We start from the raw sequence: 15,551 nt of genomic DNA, 5'->3' as shown, positions 1-15,551 counted from the left end.
CTTAGACCTTTGGTTCGGGGTGAATATGTGGGCGTGGATCATGAGAACAGGGTTCGGCATGGTCACTATGCCCACAATGATTGTGATGATGCTGATAGAACATCCGTTGCGTACCAAAAATCGCTTGGTATTCAGGATGCTGCTGAATGCTTTCAGGTAAACCACTACAGCAAATGTGCTTATTGAGACAGACCACCCGATGCGTACCTTGCATCACCCATTGCAAATCATGGGAGACCATTAACACTGCACAACCGTAGCGTTCAGGTAGGCTTCTAACATAGTCGTAAAGCTCAGCTTCGGATTGAATATCCAAACCTTGCATTGGCTCATCAAGCACTAAAATATCAGGTTGACGTAGTAAAGCACGTGCCAGTAAAACCCGTTGTCGTTCACCGCCTGACAGTTGTTGTACTTTGGAGGACAGTAGTTTTTGAATCCCTGTATCACGACTAATTTCTTCACGTAAATCAGCAGTGCAAATTTCTAAATCAAGTAAGTCTTGAACACGTAAGGGAAGACTGGCTGAAGGGTTGAATTTTTGTGGGACGTAAGCCAGTTTTAATTTCTTGGAAAAGTGAACTTTTCCTTTATTGGGTGACATGATGCCGAGTAAGACTTTAATTAACGTCGACTTACCTGCACCATTTGGCCCTATGAGCGTTACAATTTCTTTTGCTTGTAATGCAAAATCAATATTTCTCAAAATATCCCGCTCATCACGTCGAACAGAAATATTCTCCAATTGAATAAGTGGAGTGCTTACTGACGTGTGTTGCACTGATGACATTTTCCAGAAATTTCAATGATGCTGTGCTGTGCAAAAAATTGATCAGAAGCAGCAAGTTGATCAAGCTGTTGAATCAAGCCTTGTGCTGAAGCCTCTTTCACTGAATGACATTCAGTACAAATCAGAAAGGCAGCTTGGTGTCCTTCACGTGGATGACAACACGGAATATAAGCATTGATAGAGGTTAATCTATGAATTAAGCCTTTTTCTAGTAAAAAGTCTAAAGTACGATAAACCGTAGGTGGGGCAGCAGGGCGGTCTGCTTGTCCTTTAATTTTAGCCAATAAATCATAAGCCCCCATCGGTGCAGAAGCATTTAGAATGAGTTCAAGCACTTCTTTACGCAAAGGGGTTAGGCGAGCGCCAACCGCAGCACATAAACTTTCTGCTTCAGCAAGTCGAGCTTTAATATCGTGATGACCGTGGACACCATGTAAAGCATTGTCATGTTCATGAGAACAAGAACCCATAAGTTGACCCCATTATTTTTGTAGAATCTATTGATTGTTCATAAGCCGTAGCTTTTATTGACGTTTCAATAGACTCGCTATCATAACATGCAATTCAGGATAACGAGCTATATATAAGTTAAGCGCGTGGCGGATAGAGTAATGAATCTTAAAATAGCCATAGGCATTTTTTAACTTTTGTTATATTATAACGTGTTCTGCTGAATTGAGTACTGTTGAGATGTTACGCCTTTTTGTTTTTGTTTTCTTTTCGATGTTAAGTACATGGGGATGGACTCAAAGTTTGGTGGTCTCAACACATCCGATTTATTTAATTGCTAAAGAGATTACAGCAGGTGTGGAAGAACCTATTCTGTTACTTGGTGATCAAAGCGGACATGATGTACAACTCACACCTGCTCATCGTAAGGCAATTCAAGACGCTTCATTGGTGTTATGGTTAGGTAAAGTGCATGAAGCACCTTTAGAAAAGTTACTTAATAAAAATCCTAAAGCAATTGCACTTTTAGATTCAGGTATTTTGACGATCTTGCCACAAAGAAGTTTACGTGGTGCTGCATTAGCAAACACTGTAGATAGCCATGTGTGGTTAGAGCCAAATAATGCAGTGCGAATCGCTTTCTTTATTGCAACTTTACGTTCACAACAATATCCAGAAAATAAAGCCAAGTACATGGCAAATGCGAAAGAGTTTTCGCAACAAATGCTACAGGCTTCACAGCAATATGAAAGCTCGAATAAAGCCAAACCTTATTGGTCGTATCATGATGCTTATCAATACTTAGAGCGAGCGCTCAATTTAAAATTTGCAGGTGCTTTAACAGATGATCCGCATATTGCACCTACTGTTACCCAAATTAAATTTTTAAAAGATAATCGACCTAAAGCACAAATGTGTCTATTGGCTGAAGTGTCAGCAAGTCGTAGTCAATATCAAAAGTTGAATCCAGTAGAGTTTCAAGCTGTAGATGAAAGTATGCGTGGTGAAGATAATTTTGTTACTGCATGGAAAAAATTGGCTTCAAAAACCGATAAATGCATATTAAGTACGCAAAAATGATGAAAAAAATAAAAATGAGTTGACTCTATCGTCAGAAAATATGCTAACGAAAAAAACCGACTTAGGTCGAGAAAAGATTGCATGTTCAGGGGTGTAACTCTATAATGCCTGCGATTCGAAACGATCATCAATAAAACTTGTCAAGCAGTTATGTTGTGAGTGGATAAAAAATGAGCCAAACTAGTCGCATGATTGACCGACGATTAGCAAAAGCTTTGGTCTTCTTACAAGCGTGTATGATTCCAGTTGCAGCTTTGCTTGCGTGGATGATGAAAGACACAACTGCTGCTTTGAGTGCTGCACTTGGGGCTTTGGTCTGTTGGTTAGCACATTGTTATTTTGCTTGGCAGTCGTTTAGAACGGCAGGCGCAAGAGCATCAAAACAAGTCATGCTCAATATGTATCGAGGGATGCTCGGCAAGTTTGCAATTGTGATTGTGGGTTTTATTTTAATTTTAAGCAATGTTAAGCCACTGTCACCGGTTGCATTGTTTGGTGGATTTATACTTGTTCAGGCAATGACGTGGGTTGCACCTTTTTGGGCATCACGATTACAGAAACGAGTGTAAGACACATTTTGAGATTTTTGGAAGTAGAAACGAGATCGTTGCAGTTCGCATGATTTGTTTCGCTTCTTTTTAATGATTGACATTGACCAGGTGTGATTTATGGCTGCTGAAGAACATGCCCTGACTTCGACCGAGTATATCAAGCATCACTTGACCAATATGACCTATGGCAAAATGCCAGATGGTTCATGGAAGTTGGCTGAGACTGCTGAAGAAGCTCATTCGATGGGGTTCACTGCAATTCACTTGGATTCAATGGGTTGGTCTATCGGACTTGGTGTTATTTTCTGTTTGTTATTTTGGACAGTTGCGAAAGCTGCAAATGCTGGCGTTCCAACTAAATTCCAATCTGCAATTGAAATGATTATCGAGTTTGTGGACTCAAGTGTCCGTGATACTTTTCATGGCAAATCACGCTTAATTGCTCCACTTTCATTGACGATTTTCGTGTGGATTTTCCTCATGAATACAATGGATTTGATCCCTGTTGACTGGATTCCTTTCATCGCTCAACACATCGGCGCAAGCGTATTTGGTATGGACCCTCACCACGTTTATTTCAAGGTTGTTCCATCTACTGATCCAAACATTACCTTAGGTATGTCATTGTCAGTATTTGTTTTAATCTTGTTCTACAGTATCCGAGAAAAGGGTATTGGTGGATTCGTTGGCGAGTTGGCACTTAACCCATTTAACCCAAGTAACCCAGTTGCAAAAGCGTTATTGATTCCAGTGAACTTGATTTTGGAATTAGTAACTTTTCTTGCTCGACCAGTTTCGTTGGCTCTACGACTGTTCGGTAACATGTATGCGGGTGAGTTAATCTTCATCTTAATCGCGTTATTACCGTTCTGGATTCAATGGGCGTTATCTGTGCCTTGGGCTATTTTCCACATTCTTGTAATCACGTTGCAAGCATTCATCTTTATGATGCTAACCATCGTTTACTTGAGCATGGCAAGCGAAAAGCATTAATGGTATTGCCTAATTATCAATCGATGGTTAGGCTTAAATTTTAGTTTAATTTGGTAATAACCTAACCTCTGAGGAATTTTTCATGGAACTCACTTTAGGTCTAGTTGCAATTGCATCTGCTATCTTGATCGCTTTTGGTGCTTTAGGTACTGCGATTGGCTTCGGTCTTTTAGGTGGCCGCTTCTTAGAAGCTGTTGCTCGTCAACCAGAATTGGCTCCACAACTTCAAACTCGTATGTTCTTAATTGCGGGTCTTCTTGATGCTGTGCCTATGATCGGTGTTGGTATTGGCTTGTTCTTCATCTTCGCTAATCCATTTGTAGGTTAATAGCTTAATTCCTAAATCCACATATTGAGGAATAGCGAAATGAATATCAACCTCACATTGATTGGTCAGGCGATATCATTTGCGATTTTTGTCGCATTTTGTATGAAATTCGTTTGGCCACCACTAATCAATGCGATTAGTGAGCGTCAGCGTAAAATTGCTGATGGCTTAAATGCTGCTGAAAAAGCAAAAGCTGACCTTGCTGATGCGCAAGCACAAGTTAAGGCAGAATTAGACGCAGCAAAAGCACAAGCGGCTCAATTGATCGAACAAGCGAACCGTCGTGCAGCACAATTGGTAGAAGAAGCGCGTACCCAAGCATCTGCTGAAGGTGAGCGTATTCGTCAACAGGCGAAAGAAACTGTTGATCAAGACATCAATGCTGCTCGCGAAGAATTACGTCAACAAGTTGCTGCTTTGGCAGTTGCTGGCGCAGAAAAAATTCTGAACCAACAAGTTGACGCAGAAGCTCATAATGCCATGCTGACTCAGCTGGCTGCTAAACTTTAAGCGAGGCGAAATATGGCTGAACTCTTGACGTTGGCACGCCCATACGCTAAGGCAGCATTTGCTTATGCATCTGAGCAAAATGCAACTGACTCTTGGTCAAATGCATTACAACTGCTCAGTGCTGCGGTGCAAGATGAAGCATTTTCCGCTTATTTAAATCGCCCTGAGTTGACTCCTGCGGAGCAGGTAAGTCTTTTTGCGAAAGTTTTAGGTGAAGATCAATCACAAGCTGTGTCGAACTTTTTGACATTACTTGCAGATAATGATCGTTTAGTTTTATTGCCTGAAATTGCAGCAGAATACGAATTACTTAAATCGCAGAACAACAACACTTTGGAAGTAGAGATTGAATCTGCTTTTCCATTAGATGCGACACAAGAGCATATTTTAGCTCATGCGCTTGAAAAACGTTTTAACAGAACTGTTCATGTGACTGTTAGCGTTAATCCAGCGTTAATCGCAGGTGTTGTGATTCATGCAGGCGACCAAGTGATAGATGACTCTGCGCTTAACAAGCTTGAAAAAATGCGGACTCGTCTTCTTGCGTAATAGCAAAAAGACTGAACTTAAAAAAGATTGAGGAATAGCGCAATGCAACAACTGAATCCATCCGAGATCAGTGCGCTCATTAAACAGCGTATCGGCGATCTGGACACCAGCGCGACCGCGAAGAATGAAGGTACCATCGTCATGGTATCTGACGGTATCGTGCGTATTCACGGTCTTGCGGATGCAATGTACGGTGAAATGATCGAATTCGACGGCGGCTTATTTGGTATGGCACTGAACCTAGAACAGGATTCAGTGGGTGCCGTTGTTTTAGGTAACTACCTAAGCCTGCAAGAAGGTCAAAAAGCTCGTTGTACAGGTCGTGTATTAGAAGTTCCGGTTGGTCCAGAACTTCTAGGCCGTGTCGTAGATGCTTTAGGTAATCCAATTGATGGTAAAGGCCCAATTGATGCGAAATTAACTGATGCTGTTGAAAAAGTAGCACCAGGTGTAATTTGGCGTCAGTCTGTCGACGAACCTGTTCAAACTGGTTATAAATCAGTTGATACCATGATCCCTGTAGGTCGTGGTCAGCGTGAGTTGATTATTGGTGACCGTCAAACTGGTAAAACAGCAATGGCGATCGATGCGATCATCGCTCAGAAAAACTCTGGCATTAAATGTGTATACGTTGCGATTGGTCAAAAACAATCAACAATTGCAAACGTGGTACGCAAGCTAGAAGAAACTGGCGCTATGGCGTATACAACTGTTGTCGCAGCTGCGGCCGCTGATCCTGCAGCAATGCAGTATTTGGCTCCGTACTCTGGTTGTACAATGGGTGAATACTTCCGTGATCGTGGTGAAGATGCGTTAATTATTTATGATGATTTGTCTAAGCAAGCTGTTGCTTACCGTCAAATTTCATTGTTATTACGTCGTCCACCAGGTCGTGAAGCGTATCCAGGTGACGTATTCTATCTTCACTCACGTCTTCTTGAACGTGCTTCGCGCGTTTCAGCTGATTACGTTGAGAAATTCACTAACGGTGCAGTAACTGGTCAAACTGGTTCTTTAACTGCATTACCGATTATTGAAACTCAAGCGGGTGATGTATCTGCATTCGTACCAACCAACGTAATTTCGATTACTGACGGTCAGATCTTCTTAGAAACATCATTATTCAACGCAGGTATTCGTCCTGCTGTGAACGCGGGTATCTCTGTATCGCGTGTTGGTGGTTCTGCTCAAACTAAGATCATCAAAAAATTGTCTGGTGGTATCCGTACTGCTTTAGCACAATACCGTGAATTGGCTGCGTTTGCTCAGTTCGCTTCTGATCTTGATGAAGCAACTCGTAAGCAACTTGAGCATGGTCAACGTGTAACTGAGTTAATGAAGCAAAAACAATATGCTCCTTACTCAATTGCTGACCAAGCTGTTTCTGTTTATGCATCTAACGAAGGCTATATGGCTGACGTAGAAGTGAAGAAAATCGTAGACTTTGATACTGCGTTAATTTCTTACTTCCGTTCTGAATATGCTGCGTTAATGCAACAGATCGATGAAACTGGTGATTATAACAAAGACATCGAAGCAGCAATCAAATCAGGTATTGAGAGCTTCAAAGCGACTCAAACTTACTAAGTTTACCTTTAGTTAAGTTTGGTTCACGGATCAACCTTCGAAAGCTCGAAAGGGCTTTCGAATACTAGGTTAAGCGTATGGCAAATTTAAAAGAAATTCGCGCCAAAGTAGCTAGTATCAAGAGCACGCAAAAGATTACTCGCGCGATGCAAATGGTAGCTGCTTCTAAAATGCGTCGTGCGCAAGAGCGCATGGCTCAGGGCCGTCCGTATGCCGATAATATGCGCCGTGTAATTGCTCACTTAGTTCAAGCAAACCCTGAATACAAACACCGTTATATGGTTGACCGCCCAGTTAAGCGTGTTGGCTATATCGTAGTGTCTTCAGATCGTGGCTTGGCGGGTGGCTTGAACATTAACTTGTTCAAGAAAGTTGTGCAGCATGTCAAAGCACAACAACAGCAGTCAATTGAAGTTGAATTTGCTTTGATTGGTCAAAAAGCGGTTTCGTTTTTTAAGAATTACGGCGGTAAAGTGCTTGGTGCAACGACCCAACTTGGCGATGCGCCGAGTTTGGAACAGTTAACTGGCTCTGTACAAGTAATGCTTGATGCATTTGATAAAGGCGAATTAGATCGTATCTATCTCGTATCAAATGGTTTCGTCAATGCAATGACTCAACAGCCTAAAGTAGAACAACTTGTTCCTTTAGCACCAGCGCAAGCAGGCGATGATCTCAACCGTACTTATGGTTGGGACTATATCTACGAACCAGAAGCAGAAGAATTGTTAAATGGTTTGTTGGTTCGCTATATCGAGTCTATGGTTTATCAAGGTGTGATTGAAAACGTTGCATGTGAGCAATCTGCTCGTATGGTCGCGATGAAAGCAGCGACGGACAACGCAGGACAATTGATTAAAGACCTACAACTCATTTACAACAAGCTGCGTCAAGCCGCGATTACTCAGGAAATTTCCGAGATCGTTGGCGGTGCCGCTGCCGTTTAACATTATTAAGTTTGAATTGAGGAGACAGCAATGAGTAGCGGTCGTATCATTCAGATCATCGGCGCGGTTATCGACGTCGAGTTTGAGCGCAATAGCGTTCCTAAGATCTATGACGCTCTCCAAGTTGACGGTACTGAAACTACATTAGAAGTTCAGCAACAGCTTGGCGATGGTGTTGTTCGTACCATCGCAATGGGTTCTACAGAAGGTCTTAAACGTGGTCTTAATGTAACCAGTACAAATGCACCGATTTCTGTTCCAGTTGGCCCAGCTACGCTTGGTCGTATCATGGACGTTTTAGGTCGCCCTATTGATGAAGCAGGTCCTGTAGCGACTGAAGCGCGTTTGCCAATTCACCGTCAAGCGCCTTCTTATGCTGAACAAGCAGCTTCTACTGATCTTTTAGAAACAGGTATTAAAGTCATCGACTTACTTTGCCCGTTTGCGAAAGGTGGTAAAGTTGGTTTATTCGGTGGTGCGGGTGTTGGTAAAACCGTTAACATGATGGAGTTGATCAATAACATCGCGAAAGCACACTCAGGTTTATCTGTGTTTGCTGGTGTTGGTGAGCGTACTCGTGAAGGTAACGACTTCTATCACGAAATGAAAGATTCTAACGTTCTTGACAAAGTAGCAATGGTCTACGGTCAGATGAACGAGCCACCAGGTAACCGTTTACGCGTAGCGTTAACTGGTTTGACTATGGCTGAATACTTCCGTGATGAAAAAGACGAAAATGGTAAAGGTCGTGACGTATTATTATTCGTCGACAACATCTACCGTTATACACTTGCAGGTACTGAAGTATCAGCATTGTTAGGTCGTATGCCATCTGCGGTAGGTTACCAACCGACACTTGCAGAAGAAATGGGTGTTCTTCAAGAGCGTATTACGTCTACTAAGTCTGGTTCGATCACATCGATCCAAGCTGTATACGTACCTGCGGATGACTTGACTGACCCATCACCTGCAACAACGTTTGCTCACTTAGATGCAACAGTAGTATTGAGCCGTGACATCGCATCTTCTGGTATTTACCCAGCGATCGATCCACTTGACTCAACTTCACGTCAGTTAGACCCATTGGTTGTTGGTACTGAGCATTATGAAATTGCACGTTCTGTACAGAACGTATTGCAGCGTTATAAAGAGCTTAAAGACATCATCGCAATCTTGGGTATGGATGAGTTAGCAGAAGAAGATAAATTGGTTGTTTACCGTGCGCGTAAAATCCAACGTTTCTTCTCTCAACCATTCCACGTAGCTGAAGTGTTTACTGGTGCTCCTGGTAAATTAGTACCACTTAAAGAAACGATTCGTGGCTTTAAAGGTCTATTAGCTGGTGAATACGATCACATCCCAGAACAAGCGTTCTATATGGTTGGTGGTATTGACGAAGTGATTGCTAAAGCTGAGAAACTCTAATTTAAGGAGATCATCTCATGGCGACTATGCAATGTGATGTCGTAAGTGTTAAAGAGTCTATTTACTCTGGACAAGTTACGATGTTAATCGCAAAAGGTGCGGGTGGTGAGCTAGGTATTTTACCAGGGCATGCACCACTTGTAACTTTACTCCAACCGGGACCGATCCGTGTTCAGTTGGAAAATGGTACAGAAGAAATCGTGTATGTATCAGGCGGTGTGTTAGAAGTTCAACCTCATGTTGTTACGGTGCTTGCAGATACTGCAATCCGTGCTGACAACTTAGATGAAGCTGCAATTATGGAAGCTCGTAAACAAGCTGAACAATTGTTAGCAAATCAAAAGAGTGATTTGGACTCGGCTGCTGCTCTTGCTGCGCTTGCAGAAACTGCGGCTCAGCTTGAAACCATCCGTAAAATCAAGAATCGTGCAATGTAATTGCAGGTTTAAGATTGAGAAAGCCACCGAATGGTGGCTTTTTTATTGATAAACTTGAGAAAACAATAATGAAATACGAAAATTATTATTATATTGACGGTCATGTTGAAATTGAGGGGAACTTAGGTACTGCGCGATTATTAAAACCTTATCGTATGTTACCATATTGGAATGAGAGAGGGCTGTCTATTGTATATATACATGATAATGGATTAGTTGATGAAGGATGTCCTTGTTTTAGTATTGCAGTATCTATTGAGCAATTGAAGAAACTTTTTAAGAAATCAAAGAATCAGGTTGTAATAAAGCAAACAGGTGAATATTTGGGAGGGGTTCAATTAGTTCATGGCTATTCGGCAGTTAGTACAGGAGAGAGTTATTATCGTTCTATCGATATGTATAAGATAAGAGTTAAACGTAAAAATACAGAAGAAACGTGGTTTTTTATTGAGGGCACAACAAGATTAGTAGAAGAAAAAGATACTCGTTATAAAGACCATCAACCCAAAAAAAAGCAAATTCAAGAGTTTGGCCACTTAAAGTTTTTTATTTGGTTCTATGTGCGAGATACTCGAATTAAGGATATATTTAAGGACAAAGATTGTCGGTGGTGTTCTAAAAAGTATGCTCATAAGAAAAGGAGGCAACGAGGAACAATTCAGCTATATTTAAATGTGTGAAAATCGAAATAGAACTTCATTGTCCTCGATGCCAGAGTACAAGTATAAAGAAGAATGGCATTAAACACGATGGTAAGCAAAACTATCGTTGTAAAGAATGTAATAGGCAGTTTGTGGGTGACCATAATTTGACGTATTTAGGCTGTCATTCAAAAGCGGTCAAATTGATTTTGCTTATGCTTGTGCGATGTTGTGGCATTCGGGATATTGCAAAGATTACGAGGTTTAGTATTGGCAAGATACTTAAAACGCTTACACAATCAAATCATGAAATAATTCCTCAAAGAACTCATTATAAATGCTTGGAAGTTGATGAATTTTGGACATTTGTAGGCAACAAGAAAGATAAGCATTGGCTACAGTACGTCTATGATAGAAGTAGCGGAGAAATAGTGGCTTTTGTATGGGGAGGAAGAGATGCTCATACAGCACAAAGGCTAAAAAACCGTTTAGAAGAACTGGGTATTACTTATGATTGTATATCGAGTGATCATTGGGAAAGTTTCATCAAAATTTTTAAGCCGGACCAAGAAGGGAAATATTATACAGTCGGGATAGAAGGAAACAACTGCCGATTAAGACACCGCATAAGGCGAGCAGTAAGAAGAACATGCTGTTTTTCGAAGAAGGTATTGAATCATGTAAAAGCTTTTAATCTTGGATTCTTTTACATTAACCACGGTTTTGTATAGTGATGTTAAAATGATCAGCATACATTTTGAAACACCACCAGATTGTCGAAAGATTTATGAGGATTGGGTTACTAGTTTAAATCCAGAATAGAAACTCATCAATCTGATAGAAGAAATAGGTTTGGGAAGCGTATGTTAGCAAGTAATGTCTTAAAGTTGCGTTTAGATCGCATTGAGCAACAAGGGCATCATTTATCAGTTAGAAATCAACTGAAGCTTGTTACATTAGCTCAGCCAGAATTAACAGCAGGCTTTTATTCCCACTGCTTCAGCTGACTTTACCCAAAACATGGCATTTTCAGCATCATACAACTGATGAGATTGTATGTTCATTACGCTTGATCGAGCTAATTATTCGTACTTTTATTCCTAAATATAAGCAACATGCTCATCATTTTGCATGGTTTGAACAGTGCCTAGCATTTCGTTTGCAGTATGCAAATCAACCGTATAAAAGAGCGTGGAACAACAAGGGCATCAGATACTTTGGCTTCCTGCATACAGTCCTGATTTAAATCCTATAGAAAAGATGTGGGCATGGGTTAAACGCAAGCGTAAAGAGTGGTTGGTTGATTCAATTGATCAATTATTTCGGTTATTTTTCAACAAATGTATGAATAATTAAACAGTTTTACTATAGCTATTTTCTGGTGGAGTCTGATCGCAAGCTGTAAATAAAAACGATGCTGCCAAAAGTGTTATGGATGAGAGAGTGGCTTTGATAGATAAATTTTCCATCATGGCAAAAAGATACTAGCCTATGAGAAGCGAGCACTATAATGATAAAAATGAAGAAAAAATGATTGTTGCAATTCACCAACATTTTAATGAAAGAACGTCATGGAAAGACTTATTTGAAGGTTAAGCCCAAATATTTTGTGTTGTATTTGGACTTAGATCATTTGCTTTAGATGTTCATATCAGCAAGCCAAAGGAAATATCCACCATAACTATTGAATTTGAATTCGCCACCAATAGTTTTTCCTTGCTCAGTAAGCTGGTGTTTACCTTTATCATTTAAGATCAAAAAGCCTTTATGTACGAATTGCTCTAAAAGCTCATTCGTTTTGATTTTATGTTTTGCGGCTAATTTTGATGTCGTTAGCTTACTGAGATCTTCTTGTTCATTATTTTCTTGAACAATTTCAACTTCTTTAACTTCATCTAATGAAATACGAACTTCATCACTTATACGGATAATCCGTTGAGCTTCTTCATAAGCATCTTTAAATACGGATTCATCCTGATCTTTTGTAATTAGGATACCCATTTCATTGTTATTTACTTGGCTAAATTCATAAAGATTTAAACTTGAAATAATACAGGTCGACTCATTGATATAACATTTTGCATGTAAATTCTTACAGAAGCTAACTCTAATATACTCGAGTTTTTGCATCCATTTGATTTCATCTGGATGTAAATCACTTTTACCATAAATAATACGAATATCTATTTTTAAGCGATTTTTATCCTCTAAAAGTTCTTTAATACGATCATTAAGCTTTAGGAATGGGCTGATTAAAATTAATCTTTCTTTAGCATTCTTAATTAATTCTTCTAGATAAAAATTAGTTGCGCTTGTATTCAGAAACCTTGACATAGAACTCCAGTTTTATTTTAAATATCATGAATTAAACTAAAATTATAATAGTTATTTAAAAGAAAAGAATAGGTAAGATATTCTTTTCTATAAACTTATAAAAATTATTTGGCTAGTTCAGCTTCAATCGCAGTCACGATACGTTCATCATCTGCGGTAATGTCAGGTGCAAAACGCGCTACGATTTCCCCATTTTTATTGACTAAGAATTTTTCAAAATTCCATAATACTTCAGGTGGATTGTTTGGTGTTAAGCCATAATCAACGAGGTCTTTCCACCAAGGTCCTTCACCAAGACGTTCTGGGATCGCTTGTGTGAGTGTTTGATATAAAGGATGTTTGTCTTCACCTGCAACAGAGATTTTTGCAAATAAAGGGAAATGTACATCATAGTTGAGTGAACAAAATTGTTCGATTTCATCATTTGTGCCTGGCTCCTGCTCTAAGAAATTATTCGCAGGGAAGCCTAAAATTTCTAAACCTTGATCTTTTTTCGCTTGGTAAAGTTTTTCTAAACCTTCGTACTGTGGCGTTAAGCCACATTTAGATGCAACGTTAACAATCAGTAAAACCTTACTTTGGTATTGATCAAGATCAACCTCTTGACCTTTAATATCTTTCACTGGAATGTGATAAACCGATTGGCTCATTGGTTACGTCCTAATTTGTTGTTGTGAAAATACTTGTTTGTTTTAACTGCTAATTTAGTGGAGTGCAATGCTCTTGAGATGAATCCATACAAATTATGCGTAAAAGTAGGCATGACCTTTATATTGAGGCATTTTTAAGTTGGATTGGGGTTTGTCCCGTATAGCGTTTGAAGAATTCAATAAAGCTAGAGCTATGGTGATAGCCTAAAACGTATGCCAGTTGTTTAATGGTCATCCCTTGACGAATTTGATTGATCGCAAAGATGATTTTGGCTCGATTCCGCCATTCTGATAAAGAAAGTTGGAGTTCTTGTTGGCTCAGCCGTAACACATGGCGCTCACTGACCTTAAAGTTATACAACACTTGTTGTAGGCTCATATTGAATTGTTCAGGATCCGCAAGTTTTCCTAAGATCGGTGCTAAGATTGGGTGGTTGCTTTGAGGTAAATAGTGAGAATGTGCTGGCGTTTGCTTCAATTGGTCAAATAAAACTTGCAGTAAATGCTCGAGATATTCAGGTGAAGCATTCTGTTTTTGTTGCGCTAAGATTTGAACGACCAAAGCACGAAAAAATGGCTCAATACTGAAGCAGCGGCACGTATCCCCTAAAAAATCTTCGTATCTAGGATGTAAGCGAATACAAATATAATGAATTTCATGTGCAACGGGGAGCGATTGGTGTTCAGTGCGTGGAGGTAACCAAAGTCCATAACTGGGTGGTGATAGATAATATTTTCCTTCAATATCAAATTCTAAAGTGCCATTTAAACTAAAATTAAAATCACCCCAAAGTGAAGAATGAGGGCTGACAATATCATCTTTTTGGTAGAGAAACTCATGTACTTCTATGCCATTTAAAAGAGGGAATTGCTCAATATCATCAGGTTTCATTTAGGGATCTCATTGAGTTTTCAAAACTGATTTGAGGAGTATTCAAGCCTTTTACTAAAGTGAAAAGATGGATGCAGACGAAGGTAATAAAGCTGATTACAGCATAAATTAAGATATTTTTATTGAAATGATCAAGCGTATAAGTCTCAAGTTGTAAATTTGGATCTGCTTTTAGATTTAATGTCGACATAGCGGTATAAATGTCTGAAATACGATATTTCAATTATTTTAGACATCTTTCAGAATATTCCTAATCTAGAAATATTGTGAGATGGCTGATGACTCAGTTAAGTAGATACCAAAAATGGGCATTTGTACTGCCATTGATAGCAGTCTTAATTTGGTCGTTAAATATTGCAGTGACTCGTTATGTTGCGGACTATATTTCACCCGTCAGTATTAGTTTTTATCGCTGGTTTGTTGCCTTTCTCATTTTGACACCATTTATGTTGCCTAAAGTATGGAAACAGCGAGCTTTGATTCGCCCATATATTCCTAAATTAGCAGTTCTGAGCGCTTTTGGAATGGTGTTGTATCAAGGGCTTTCTTATACAGCAGCACATTATACCACTGCAACAAATATGGGTATTGTAAATGCCTTTGTTCCAGTTTTTACCATTTTTATCTCTTATATTATTTTAAAAGATAAACCAAATCGATTTGCAATCTTTGGCAGTTTCTTATCATTTTTCGGCCTACTTTATGTGATGAGCCAAGGGCATTTCTCTCGCTTATTTGATCAAGGAGGCCATTGGGGAGATGCTGTCATGGTCTTGGCTGTAGGATTTTATGCATTTTATGGCGTCTTTCTAAAAAAATGGCAAGTACAATTGCCATTGATGACCAGTCTCTATACCCAAATCGCCTTTGCATTGCTATACCATCTTCCATTTCTACTTTGGTTGGGCTTAGATGCAATTAATGTAAATAATGCAGCAAGTGTATTGTATGCAGGCGTGTTTCCATCGCTGATTGCACCTTTATTATGGATGGTTGCTGTTCAATCCATTGGTCCAAACCGTACTAGTATTTTTATGAATTTGATGCCTGTATTTACTGCAATTATTGCAAGTGTATGGCTATCTGAGCATTGGACGATCTACCATACCTTAGGCGGTGTGACGATTTTGGTCGGTATCATTTTAGCGCAAAAGAAAACGGAGAAAGCACCTGTAGAATGGATTGAAAGCTCCACTTAAATATGAAATGATGGTATAAAATTGTTTGAAATAGCGACAAACACATCAAAATTTTTATTTAATGAAGATTCTTTCTATATGATTTTCAAATATATTTTAGATATTTATCAAGTTTGTGATCAAAAAAATTTCAATAAAAATAGAAATATAATTTTATTGAAATTTTAAAACTGACAAAAATGGTACGC

Annotated in this window: 19 protein-coding genes and 1 pseudogene; 15 read left to right on the top strand and 5 right to left on the bottom strand. The window is 39.4% G+C overall.

The features are described 5' to 3' along the window. Position 1: 1 nt before the first annotated feature. Together znuC and O1450_RS15360 are read right to left on the bottom strand one after the other, a co-directional pair. Positions 2-790 carry a zinc ABC transporter ATP-binding protein ZnuC gene (znuC, locus tag O1450_RS15365; RefSeq protein WP_241336834.1) on the bottom strand — a complete coding sequence of 263 codons (789 nt, stop codon included), beginning with the start codon at positions 788-790 and terminating at the stop codon, positions 2-4. Continuing rightward, a complete protein-coding gene (locus O1450_RS15360) occupies positions 763-1,260 on the bottom strand; it encodes a transcriptional repressor (RefSeq protein ID WP_241336832.1) in 498 nt (165 codons plus the stop codon). The genes znuC and O1450_RS15360 overlap by 28 nt, the downstream gene beginning before the upstream one ends. 220 nt (positions 1,261-1,480) lie before the next feature. Here O1450_RS15360 and O1450_RS15355 point away from each other — a divergent pair, with 220 nt between their 5' ends. The 14 genes and pseudogenes from O1450_RS15355 to O1450_RS16580 all read left to right on the top strand — a co-directional run bounded on the left by O1450_RS15355 (position 1,481) and on the right by O1450_RS16580 (position 11,644). After that, the gene (locus O1450_RS15355; protein WP_269229105.1) at positions 1,481-2,320 is read left to right on the top strand and encodes a metal ABC transporter substrate-binding protein; all 840 of its coding nucleotides are present in this window, start codon (positions 1,481-1,483) and stop codon (positions 2,318-2,320) included. A gap of 170 nt (positions 2,321-2,490) precedes the next feature. Further along, on the top strand, positions 2,491-2,889 hold the full coding sequence (locus O1450_RS15350) for an ATP synthase subunit I (RefSeq protein WP_269229104.1): 399 nt from the start codon (positions 2,491-2,493) through the stop codon (positions 2,887-2,889). 99 nt (positions 2,890-2,988) lie between these two features. Beyond that, entirely contained in the window at positions 2,989-3,864 is an 876-nt protein-coding gene (gene atpB, locus O1450_RS15345; RefSeq protein ID WP_269229103.1) for a F0F1 ATP synthase subunit A, read from the top strand. 82 nt (positions 3,865-3,946) lie between these two features. After that, entirely contained in the window at positions 3,947-4,192 is a 246-nt protein-coding gene (gene atpE, locus O1450_RS15340; protein ID WP_000424060.1) for a F0F1 ATP synthase subunit C, read from the top strand. Between the two features lie 39 nt (positions 4,193-4,231). Next, positions 4,232-4,702, top strand: coding sequence for a F0F1 ATP synthase subunit B (locus tag O1450_RS15335; protein ID WP_018678426.1), 471 nt, complete (start codon positions 4,232-4,234; stop codon positions 4,700-4,702). A 12-nt stretch (positions 4,703-4,714) separates the two neighbouring features. Further along, positions 4,715-5,251 (top strand): F0F1 ATP synthase subunit delta, encoded by a 537-nt coding sequence (locus O1450_RS15330; RefSeq protein WP_004665206.1) that lies wholly within the window; start codon positions 4,715-4,717, stop codon positions 5,249-5,251. Positions 5,252-5,293: 42 nt separating this feature from the next. Beyond that, positions 5,294-6,838 (top strand): F0F1 ATP synthase subunit alpha, encoded by a 1,545-nt coding sequence (gene atpA, locus O1450_RS15325; protein WP_004665204.1) that lies wholly within the window; start codon positions 5,294-5,296, stop codon positions 6,836-6,838. A 77-nt stretch (positions 6,839-6,915) separates the two neighbouring features. Beyond that, a complete protein-coding gene (gene atpG / locus O1450_RS15320) occupies positions 6,916-7,785 on the top strand; it encodes a F0F1 ATP synthase subunit gamma (RefSeq protein WP_004665202.1) in 870 nt (289 codons plus the stop codon). 30 nt (positions 7,786-7,815) lie between these two features. Continuing rightward, a complete protein-coding gene (gene atpD, locus O1450_RS15315) occupies positions 7,816-9,210 on the top strand; it encodes a F0F1 ATP synthase subunit beta (RefSeq protein WP_004665200.1) in 1,395 nt (464 codons plus the stop codon). A 17-nt stretch (positions 9,211-9,227) separates the two neighbouring features. Next, positions 9,228-9,647 carry a F0F1 ATP synthase subunit epsilon gene (locus O1450_RS15310; protein ID WP_004665198.1) on the top strand — a complete coding sequence of 140 codons (420 nt, stop codon included), beginning with the start codon at positions 9,228-9,230 and terminating at the stop codon, positions 9,645-9,647. 14 nt (positions 9,648-9,661) lie between these two features. Next, entirely contained in the window at positions 9,662-10,327 is a 666-nt protein-coding gene (locus O1450_RS15305; RefSeq protein ID WP_269229102.1) for a hypothetical protein, read from the top strand. Beyond that, positions 10,324-11,019 carry an IS1 family transposase gene (locus O1450_RS15300; RefSeq protein ID WP_269228537.1) on the top strand — a complete coding sequence of 232 codons (696 nt, stop codon included), beginning with the start codon at positions 10,324-10,326 and terminating at the stop codon, positions 11,017-11,019. Before O1450_RS15305 ends, O1450_RS15300 begins: the two co-directional genes overlap by 4 nt. Before the next feature lie 132 nt (positions 11,020-11,151). Beyond that, positions 11,152-11,465, top strand: a pseudogene (locus tag O1450_RS16535) (hypothetical protein); the annotation flags it as partial. Positions 11,466-11,479: 14 nt separating this feature from the next. Beyond that, positions 11,480-11,644: a transposase gene (locus O1450_RS16580; protein WP_442865328.1), complete on the top strand. Its 165-nt coding sequence runs from the start codon at positions 11,480-11,482 to the stop codon at positions 11,642-11,644. A 282-nt stretch (positions 11,645-11,926) separates the two neighbouring features. Here the strand turns inward: O1450_RS16580 and O1450_RS15290 are convergent, their stop codons facing one another. The 3 genes from O1450_RS15290 to O1450_RS15280 all read right to left on the bottom strand — a co-directional run bounded on the left by O1450_RS15290 (position 11,927) and on the right by O1450_RS15280 (position 14,164). Further along, a complete protein-coding gene (locus O1450_RS15290) occupies positions 11,927-12,622 on the bottom strand; it encodes a phospholipase D family protein (RefSeq protein ID WP_269229100.1) in 696 nt (231 codons plus the stop codon). Between the two features lie 104 nt (positions 12,623-12,726). Beyond that, entirely contained in the window at positions 12,727-13,272 is a 546-nt protein-coding gene (locus O1450_RS15285; protein ID WP_269229099.1) for a glutathione peroxidase, read from the bottom strand. 118 nt (positions 13,273-13,390) lie between these two features. Then, the gene (locus O1450_RS15280) at positions 13,391-14,164 is read right to left on the bottom strand and encodes an AraC family transcriptional regulator (protein WP_269229098.1); all 774 of its coding nucleotides are present in this window, start codon (positions 14,162-14,164) and stop codon (positions 13,391-13,393) included. 278 nt (positions 14,165-14,442) lie between these two features. On the opposite strand from O1450_RS15280, the gene O1450_RS15275 reads away from it, so the two are divergent. Beyond that, the gene (locus O1450_RS15275) at positions 14,443-15,363 is read left to right on the top strand and encodes a DMT family transporter (RefSeq protein WP_269229097.1); all 921 of its coding nucleotides are present in this window, start codon (positions 14,443-14,445) and stop codon (positions 15,361-15,363) included. Positions 15,364-15,551 lie beyond the last annotated feature (188 nt).

Source organism: Acinetobacter sp. TR11, assembly GCF_027105035.1.
GTDB lineage: Bacteria > Pseudomonadota > Gammaproteobacteria > Pseudomonadales > Moraxellaceae > Acinetobacter.
This window is presented reverse-complemented; position numbering and strand designations above follow the sequence as displayed.